This window comes from Butyricicoccus sp. AM27-36 (assembly GCF_003480945.1).
GTDB lineage: Bacteria > Bacillota > Clostridia > Oscillospirales > Butyricicoccaceae > Agathobaculum > Agathobaculum butyriciproducens.
Window position 1 is genome coordinate 1 of the sequence record NZ_QUJR01000021.1, and the last position, 9,009, is coordinate 9,009.

Sequence of the window (9,009 nt, forward strand, 5' to 3'; positions counted from 1 at the left end):
ATCATCAAGGAAGCGCAGGCTGTGCAGGAGAACGTGTTCGACTACATCGAGAGCAAGGCACAGACCAAGGGCGAGCGCGTTTCCGAGGCCAGCCGGAATTTTGTGAATGACTGTCTGAATTTCGTCAAGGAGTTTGTGGAGAAGGAGAGGGAAAAGTAATGGCAAGACTCAGCGCAGAGGAAATGTTCAAGAATATGATCGGCCGCAAGGACGAGGAGCCGCAGCCGGCACAGGAAACCGCTGCCGCACCGACTGCGGAGAAGAAGAAAGCCTCTACCGTGCAGGTGACCGTGCGTCTGCGCCCGGAGCAGCATAAGCAGCTCAAGGCGGCAGCCTTCCACCGCGACTGCGATATGTCCGAGCTGGTACGGCAGGCACTCGATCAGTTTTTTGCGTAACTTACGGAAATATTAAAGTTAAAAAGTCACAAAGTTATAGCTTTGTGACTTTTTAACTTTTTAACTTTACGCTGAAATTCTGTTATGAAATACAGGATATACGGACAATTTACCGGCAATACAGGCGATAAAAGTGAGAGTAACCGTGGCCGTTTATCTCAATCCGTGCAAGCTGCGTATTGTCGGCATGACGAATCACACGCACAATAAATACAAAACCGTGATGGAAATGATGCTGCGCCACAAGGATACCTTCCCGTGGGAGCGTCTGTTCCGCCATCGCTTCCTGCTGGAGCAGGCAGAGGAGGCCGTGAAGGCCAACATGACCCGTAAAAGCATGAAGGTCGTTATCGACCCGTGGATGGAATAAGCATCCCGCTTCCGTCCCGCCTGTAAAACCGCCGTGCGGCTGAAAAAAACGGGGGTACGGGGATTCCACCCGTCAAGCCGGATTTGCACCATCAAATCCGTTGCTTGTCAGACTATACCACACCTTTTCTTCTCAATAAACAAAACCCGGAGCATAGACTGAAAAAGCAGTCTGTGCTTCGGGTTTATTTGGCAGCGGCAGGTGTGGAGATAAGTTGATTTTTGCTGCCGTAAGAGAAAAGTGCTTCTGAAGCTCGAACAGGGTCCGATCGGGTTTCAGTACAAGCAAGAGCACTAAAAACAGCTATGAGAATTTGGATAATACTAACGAAATAATTGCAAATATTCGTTTGGCTATTGTGTTTATTTTTCAAATATGCTATATATAAGGCAAGATATAAGACAAGCAATTCATACGTATGCAAAGAGGTGGAAACAGTTGAAAACGATTACTTCCGTCGAACTTGCCAAATTAGCCGGTGTGTCGCAATCAACGGTTTCCCGTTGCCTGAATGACAGTCCGCTGGTTTCAGAAGAAACAAAGGCAAGAGTCAAAAAGCTAGCGAACAAATACTCTTTTCAGTTTAACACTAACGCACGAGGGTTAAAAACCAACCGCACCGGTGTGATCGGATATGTATTCTCAGAGGATTTTACCGGCTTTGCAAACCATTATATTCAAAGTGACATTTACTATCGCATACGTATGCAGCTTGTAAAGGAAGGGCTGGATCTGGTGCCGGTGTTCGATGAAGGGAAATACGGTGAGTCTTTTTCCATCGAGAAGAGTATCAGTAATCGACGGTTTGATGCCCTGATCTTTAACCGACCGCAGGTGAGTGAGCGAGTCAAAAGCCTACTGTATGAAACAAAAATTCCATTTATCTATATTTACGATACGAATGAATCACTGAATGAGTCGTATATGATCGCACCGAGCCATTCACAGATTGGCGGTCTGGTCGGCAAGGCGTTTTGCGAAGCTGGCTATACACGGTTTGTGGAAATTATCGGACCGCAGGATCGAATCGACGTTATACATAAACATGAAGCTTTTGCACGTGTTTTGCATCAGCATGGGCATAAGCTGTCAGATACGCACATTCTGCATGCAGATTACAACCTGAAGCAGGCTACGCAGCAGGTTTTGGAGCATATTGAACTGTTCCAGCCGGGTACAGCGTGTTTTGCGCAGAACGATATGATGGCATTAGGCGCGCTGGAAGCACTGCGCGAGCAGGGCATTCAGGTGCCGGATGATGTGGCTCTGATTGGTTCGGATAATATCCCGATGGGCAGCTGGTTTACGCCGCATTTAACCACTGTGGCAGTAGATTATGACAGGATTATCAATTTAACAGTAGAATGGGTCATGGCAATGGCATCGAACAAACTGCCGGATACCTACCGGTATATACTGGACAGCAAATTGATCATCCGAGATACATTCTGTCCCTCAGCAAGAGAATAATTCTTTTATTCTCCGCAATTGAATACGTATGCAAACGCGAAAAAGCGTTTCAAATATGAAAAAGAAAGAAGGAAAAGAAAATGAAAGGAAAAAAATTGATGGCTATGCTGATGGCGGGATCCTTGCTGCTGGCAGGTCTGACGGGCTGCGGCGGTGCCAATGCAAAGGGCGGCGGTGCTGCGGCAAGTGCGGATGATTACCCGAATGGTCCGGTAACAGTCATTTGTCCGTGGGGTGTCGGCGGCGGTGCCGATGTCATTGCCCGCAAGATTTCGGAGGTGGCCAAGAATTATTTTGATCAGCCGATCATTGTAGAAAATCACACAGGCGCTTCCGGCACCATCGGCATGATGGATGCCATGGATGCGGATGCGGACGGTTATACTATGGTCGTCGCCAACGGTCCGTTATTTTCGTTGACTCCGAAGTACATCGATGTATCCTATGATCTTTCTGATTTCACTATGCTGCGCGGTATGCGTCAGGTTTCGCTGATGATCCTCACTAATCCGCAGAAATCCGGCATGAAGACGTTTGATGATCTGATTAACTACGGCAAAACGCATAAGATCACGTATGCAACTTCCTCCGGCCCGGGCGGTGACCAGTACGTTGTTTCTTCTGCAATGTTCAAGGCGCTTGGTATCGAAGCGGAGCCGGTCGTTATGGGCAGCGAGGCAGAATCGATCAATGCAGTGGTTTCCGGTCAGGTAGACTGCGGTCTGGGTACGCCTCCGGCATACTACTCGCATCAGGAAGAGGGTACGATCCAGGCGGTCGCAACTTTCTATCCGGAAGCGGTTAAGACTCCGTACGGTGAAGTAAAGTCCATCAAGGACTGGGATGTTGATGTTGAATTTGCCGGCATGGACTGTCTGGCTGTTCGCTCGGACGTTCCGCAGGAGATTGTAGACAAACTGAATGCAATGCTCGATGACGTATATGCCGATTCTAAGTTCACCGGTTTTATGAACGAGATGGGTTATCCGCTGTGGGATGCCAAGGGTGACGAAGTGACGAAGTTTATCGAGGATCAGATGGACAGCATGGACAAATACGTGGAGATGCTCCAGTAACAGGCTGGTCTGTTTAAGGCAATACCGCACAATGAAAGCGGCGGCTCCTTGCGCAGGCTCCGGTCGCGCTGCCGCGGCTCCTTGTGCAGGCTCCGGTCGCACTGCCGCGGTGCTTTGCGAAAATTATGCGGTATTGCCTTTTAATCTGGTATGAGAGGTGACAAGATTGAAAGTAAAGCTAAATTCGAATATGATAACAGGCGTTCTGTTCCTGATCGTTTCTGTTGCCCTGCATATTCTGATACCATCGCAGATCCGGACGTATGAAACCAGCGCGGTGACTGCTGCAACAGTTCCGACGCTTCTGATCCGCGGCATGATACTTTGCAGCGTGATCTTGCTGGTGCAGGGTATCCTGTCCAAGGAAAAGACCGAATACACGATTTCAGGAGCCATTTTCACTAAAGAAAATCTGCTGCGGCTGAAACCGGTAATCTATATTGCCATGCTGATCGCATACGCGCTGCTGCTTCCGCATATCGGATTCATCATTTCCTCGCTGCTGCTTTCCAATGGCATTCTGCTGTATTTCGGTACGAGAAAATGGTGGTTCTATGCGATTGCCAGTGCAAATGTAATCGTTGCGTACTTTGCATTTCAGGCAATGAGCGTGACCCTGCCATAAGAAGGAGGAAGCGCATATGTTAAACAACTTGATGACCGGTTTGGCGCTGATGGCCTCGGCAGAGAGCTTCATTGCTATCTTCATCGGTCTGCTGGCGGGTATCATTATCGGTGCCATTCCGGGTTTGACTGCGGATATTGCGATCATCCTGTGCCTGCCGATTACATACAGTATGGAACCGATCCCGGCGATGCTTCTGCTGCTTGGCTTGTATTGCGGCGGCACATACGGTGGCTCCATTACTGCAATTTTGATCAATACACCGGGTACGCCCTCAAGCGCAGCGACTGTGCTGGATGGTTATCCCCTGACACAGCAGGGCAAGCCGCTGAAGGCTCTGACGATGGCGCTGTATGCCTCGTTTTTCGGTGGCCTGTTCAGTGCGCTGGTATTGCTGTTTGCTGCACCGAAAATTGCACATTTCACACAGATGTTTGGCCCTCCGGAGTATTTCTGCATCGCAGTGTTTGGCTTGTCTATTATTGCAAGCATCTCGAACGGCAATATCATCAAGGGTCTGCTCGGCGGCCTGATCGGTATTTTCATTGCACTGCTGGGACAGGATTCGGTCAGCGGTACACTTCGGTTTACCTTTGGTGTCCGTCGACTGGGCGCCGGTATCCCGCTGATCGTTACGTTGGTCGGTCTGTTCGCAATTGCCGAATTGCTCAGCCGCTCGGATTATAATCCGCGTACAGATGCGACGCGCAGTCAACATTTGAAGCTGGACCATGAGAAGCTGTCCTGGGCAGAGATCAAGCGCTGCCTCAAAACAATGACGATCTCTTCGCTGATTGGTACGATTGTGGGTGCTATCCCGGGTACAGGCGGCGGCATTGCAGCTTTTATCAGCTACGATCAGGCGAAAAAGACCTCCAAATACCGTGATCATTTCGGTCACGGCGAGATCGAAGGCGTTTCCGCAACCGAGTCTGCCAATAATGCAACGACCGGTTCTACATTGATTCCGCTTACAACACTGGGCGTGCCCGGTGACGGCTGCACGGCAATTCTTCTGGGTGCATTTATGCTGCAAGGCATGGTGCCCGGTCCCTCCATGTTCAAGGAGCACAGCGATATTCTGTACGGCATTATGATTGGTCTTGTCGTTATCAATATCCTGATGCTGATTATCGGTCGTGTGTTTACCCCGCTGTATGCCAATATCACACGCATTCCTTATGAGCTGATGAGCGCAATCATCATTGTTTACTGCATTACCGGTGTCTATTCGAGCGAAGCCAGCACATTTCAGGTACTTCTGGCGGTCATCATCGGCGCGTTTTCGTTCCTGCTGCGCAGGCTTGGATTCAGTGTTGTACCGATCATCCTCGGCGTAGTTCTTGGTGATCTGGTGGAAACGAATTTCCGCAACTCGATGGTAATGTCCAGCAATTCTCTGTCTATCTTCGTAACACGGCCGTTCAGCCTGTTGTTCCTTGCGCTGGCTGTGCTTTCGATCGGAATGTTCTTCTACAAGGCAGCAAAGGATAGAAAAAGCAAAAAACAGAGTTAAAAAAGGAGTTTCAGATGAAGTATTATACTGAGCCGAGCCGGGAGATCCCGGTTGCGGCAGAAACGGAAGTCCTTGTTGTAGGTGGCGGCCCCGCAGGTTTCGGCGCCGCCCTGCACGCAGCACGCATGGGACGAAAAACGATGCTGATCGAGCAATACGGCGCGGTCGGCGGTGTGGCAACCACGGGCATTATGAGTCATTGGACCGGCAGACAGGACGGCGGCTGCTTTGAAGAGCTGCGCGAAAAGGCACGCGACTGTGAAGCGGAGCAGGTCATCAATCCGGAAAAACTGCGTATTCTGATGCTGGATATGCTGATGGAGGCTGGCGTTAATGTACAGCTGTACACAGGCTTCAGCGATGTCATTATGGAGGGAAACCGCGTTGCGGGTGTAATCACAGAGAGCAAATCCGGCCGGGAAGCGATCCTGAGCAAAATGGTGATCGATTCGACCGGCGACGGCGATGTGGCCGCACGTGCGGGCGTTCCGTTTGAAAAGGGACGCTCGACGGACGGCGGTATGCAGCCGATGACGATCATGTTCAAGGTTGCCGGCGTAGATATGGATCGCGCCATGTTCTTCTGGGGCTTTGAGGATACGGTCCAGCTGCCGGAAGGCGATCTGCAAACACTCGGTCGTCAGGAATTACCCTCTCCGGCAGGTCATATCCTGCTGTATCCTTCGTCGCTCCCCGGCGTTGTCACAGTCAACATGAGCAATATGACCGATGTGGACGGCACAAATGCAAGAGATCTGAATCGTGCTGAATACGTATGCAGAAAGCAGCTTCCCGAGATTATTGCATTTCTGCGCCGCCATGTGCCGGGATATGAAGGCTGTTATCTGATCGACAGTGCCGATGTGATCGGTGTGCGTGAAACCCGCCGGTTTGAGGCGAATTATCAGCTGAACGAGCAGGATATTGCGCAGGCTCGTACCTTTGAAGACTGGGTAGTTACCAAGTCGAATTTCTTCTTTGATCTGCACAATGTAGAAGGCGCCGGACTGGATGCCAATGGTGAATACAAGGCGTTCAAGCAGCCGAAGCCGTATACGATCCCACTGCGCTGCTTTGTACCAAAGACGGTGGAGGGTATTCTGCTGAACGGACGCAATATTTCGGGTACGCATAAGGCACACTCCAGCTATCGCGTAATGCCGATTGTAATGAATATGGGGCATGCTATGGGTATTGTTGCCGCGATGTGTGTTGCGCAGAACAAAAAGCCGCTGGAATTGGATATTCACGAAGTGCAGGATGAACTGCGCAAAACGAATGTAGAACCGTAAACTCAGGAAAGGAGACACAGTTAATATTATGCTGAAACGAATGCCCCGCACGATTGCAGCAGAGCAGTCGCTGAAAAGCGGACTGTTCAAGCTGAGAGATATTGCCGCCTGTGCTTATGGCAATGGAAAGTGGATTCAATACCGGGATGCCGCAGGCACCTGTAAGCTTACGATGTCCATGGGAGAGATCGTAAAAAACGCCAGTGTGGAAGATGTTGAAGTGTCAAAGGCGCTTGCAGTGCTGTCGACAGGTACTCTGCCGGAGAACGGCGTAAAATCTATGGTGATTCTGCTGGTATCTCTGCTGGAAAAGGCTGAACAGCTCGGCTGCACGGAAGCGGATGTAAACGCAGTTTATGCGCTTTTGGAATATGCGGCAGAATATCTGCCAGCTATCGCGAAAGAGAATAACGGTGAGCTGCTCGGCAGCGTGCTGCCGTACATGACACTGATTAAGCCATTGAACAAACGGGCGCGTGAACTGGGCAATGAACGTGCAGCAGCAACGATGGAATATGCCCTGACAACGCTGCTCCTGACGTTTACCGAAGCCAACGGTGCAAATGGATACGGTGTATATGAACGCATGAAAGCACTGGCGCCCAATCAGTTTTTCAGCCTGAATCAGGTTGGCATTGAGAGGTCAATTTCCGTGGATAGTCCTTATACTGACATCTGGACGATGGGATTTGATCCCATCGACGGAACGATTAAGGATTGTCGCGACATGGCATATCGCGATAAAGAGGAGGACGTCCGAAACGTATTACTCGCGGTGAAGAATGCCCTGCAGGTTATTTGGAATATTGCCGCAAGTCTGTGATACGTGAATACACTGTCTGAGACAGCAGGTATGAAATCGCTCCAGCGATCGGCGTGTATTTACCCAATCTTCATGACCGGATAAACAAATATCCGACTCCTCCTGTTTGTTTTCCAGATCTCAGTTGTTGAAAATCATATCACCATACTTTACCCCAAAGGAGCTTCCACGCATGGCGATGGAGGCTCCTTTATTTTTCCGGCTCGCCGAACTGACGCCACCGCTTTCTCTCCCGGATGAGCGTAGACTTGCTGATGCCGGTCAGCTTAATAACCTGCGCGTAGGAATGGTCCTCAAGCAGAGCCATTGCATGGTCAAGCTGCAAGATCGGCAGCGGTATCTTTTCCGCCATCATCATCGCCATGCTCGGCGCAGCTATTGTGCTGCCCTCTATCGTCTGGATAGGATGTATCCGCCGCTCACAGCAGATTTGCAGGAGCAGGAGAAACACCGCCCTCATTCGGATTGAATCCATCCGGTTGCCGCAGCGCAAAACCGCTGACAGCCCTGCTTATGATTGGAGAACAACCTAAAACAATGAAACGCCATCCGGCAGCGGATAACAAATCCGAGCCGGATGGCGTTATTTGCTACTTTACAAAGTCGATGTAGCCGTCATCGTTATTCCATCCACGGGTCGATAACGACCTTCATGCTTTCGCGGGTCATGCTGGCCTTCACGGCCTGCTCTGCCTGCGCCAGCGGGAAGCGATGGCTGAACAGACGCTCCCACGGGAAGGTATCCTTGGGACGCAGCATCATTTCCATCACAGTTTTATACTTATTATGCGTGTGGTTCGTCATGCCGACGATACGCAGCTTGCGCGGATTGAGATAAACGGCCACGGTATACTCTCACTTTTATCGCCTGTATTATCGGTAAATTATCTGTATATCCTGTATTTCATAACAGAATTTCAGTATAAAGTTAAAAAGTCACAAATGCGTAACTTTGTGACTTTTTAACTTTAATATTTCCGGAAGTTACGCAAAAAACTGATCGAGCGCCTGCCGTACCAGCTCGGACATATCGCAGTCGCGGTGGAAGGCTGCCGCCTTGAGCTGCTTATGCTGCTCCGGGCGCAGACGCACGGTCACCTGCACGGTGGAGGCTTTCTTCTTCTCCGCAACCGGCGCGGCAGCGGTTTCCTGTGCCGGCTGCGGCTCCTCGTCCTTGCGGCCGATCATATTCTTGAACATTTCCTCTGCGCTGAGTCTTGCCATTACTGTTCCCTCTCCTTCTCCACAAACTCCTTGACGAAATTCAGACAGTCATTCACAAAATTCCGGCTGGCCTCGGAAACGCGCTCGCCCTTGGTCTGTGCCTTGCTCTCGATGTAGTCGAACACGTTCTCCTGCACAGCCTGCGCTTCCTTGATGATCACGTTGCTGCGGATGGTCGTGCGGTAAACATCCGCGCCCATGTAGTCCGCGATCTT

The 9,009-nt window shown here is 50.5% G+C and carries 12 protein-coding genes; 8 read left to right on the forward strand and 4 right to left on the reverse strand.

Annotation, left to right across the window (positions count from 1 at the left end):
* Window positions 1-158 precede the first annotated feature (158 nt).
* The 8 genes from DW724_RS14985 (at window position 159) to DW724_RS15020 (ending at window position 7,570) form a co-directional block, all read left to right on the forward strand.
* Window positions 159-398, forward strand: coding sequence for a hypothetical protein (locus tag DW724_RS14985; protein WP_117491941.1), 240 nt, complete (start codon window positions 159-161; stop codon window positions 396-398).
* A 133-nt stretch (window positions 399-531) separates the two neighbouring features.
* The gene (locus DW724_RS14990; RefSeq protein WP_158580387.1) at window positions 532-768 is read left to right on the forward strand and encodes a hypothetical protein; all 237 of its coding nucleotides are present in this window, start codon (window positions 532-534) and stop codon (window positions 766-768) included.
* A gap of 438 nt (window positions 769-1,206) precedes the next feature.
* A complete protein-coding gene (locus DW724_RS14995; RefSeq protein ID WP_158580388.1) occupies window positions 1,207-2,238 on the forward strand; it encodes a LacI family DNA-binding transcriptional regulator in 1,032 nt (343 codons plus the stop codon).
* 80 nt (window positions 2,239-2,318) lie between these two features.
* On the forward strand, window positions 2,319-3,314 hold the full coding sequence (locus DW724_RS15000) for a tripartite tricarboxylate transporter substrate binding protein (protein WP_118762021.1): 996 nt from the start codon (window positions 2,319-2,321) through the stop codon (window positions 3,312-3,314).
* A 166-nt stretch (window positions 3,315-3,480) separates the two neighbouring features.
* Window positions 3,481-3,939: a tripartite tricarboxylate transporter TctB family protein gene (locus DW724_RS15005; RefSeq protein WP_147323842.1), complete on the forward strand. Its 459-nt coding sequence runs from the start codon at window positions 3,481-3,483 to the stop codon at window positions 3,937-3,939.
* Between the two features lie 16 nt (window positions 3,940-3,955).
* Entirely contained in the window at window positions 3,956-5,455 is a 1,500-nt protein-coding gene (locus DW724_RS15010) for a tripartite tricarboxylate transporter permease (RefSeq protein ID WP_118762022.1), read from the forward strand.
* Window positions 5,456-5,469: 14 nt separating this feature from the next.
* Window positions 5,470-6,747 (forward strand): FAD-dependent oxidoreductase, encoded by a 1,278-nt coding sequence (locus tag DW724_RS15015; RefSeq protein WP_118762023.1) that lies wholly within the window; start codon window positions 5,470-5,472, stop codon window positions 6,745-6,747.
* Between the two features lie 28 nt (window positions 6,748-6,775).
* Window positions 6,776-7,570 (forward strand): hypothetical protein, encoded by a 795-nt coding sequence (locus tag DW724_RS15020; RefSeq protein WP_118762024.1) that lies wholly within the window; start codon window positions 6,776-6,778, stop codon window positions 7,568-7,570.
* 190 nt (window positions 7,571-7,760) lie between these two features.
* On the opposite strand, the gene DW724_RS15500 is transcribed toward DW724_RS15020, so the two are convergent.
* The 4 genes from DW724_RS15500 to DW724_RS15710 form a co-directional block, all read right to left on the reverse strand.
* On the reverse strand, window positions 7,761-8,030 hold the full coding sequence (locus DW724_RS15500) for a helix-turn-helix domain-containing protein (RefSeq protein ID WP_243105784.1): 270 nt from the start codon (window positions 8,028-8,030) through the stop codon (window positions 7,761-7,763).
* A gap of 161 nt (window positions 8,031-8,191) precedes the next feature.
* The gene (locus DW724_RS15030) at window positions 8,192-8,416 is read right to left on the reverse strand and encodes a hypothetical protein (RefSeq protein ID WP_118762026.1); all 225 of its coding nucleotides are present in this window, start codon (window positions 8,414-8,416) and stop codon (window positions 8,192-8,194) included.
* 138 nt (window positions 8,417-8,554) lie between these two features.
* On the reverse strand, window positions 8,555-8,794 hold the full coding sequence (locus DW724_RS15035) for a hypothetical protein (protein WP_118762027.1): 240 nt from the start codon (window positions 8,792-8,794) through the stop codon (window positions 8,555-8,557).
* A partial coding sequence (locus DW724_RS15710; protein WP_442861297.1) for a ParA family protein occupies window positions 8,794-9,009 on the reverse strand: 216 nt, incomplete at its 5' end. The genes DW724_RS15710 and DW724_RS15035, both read right to left, overlap by 1 nt.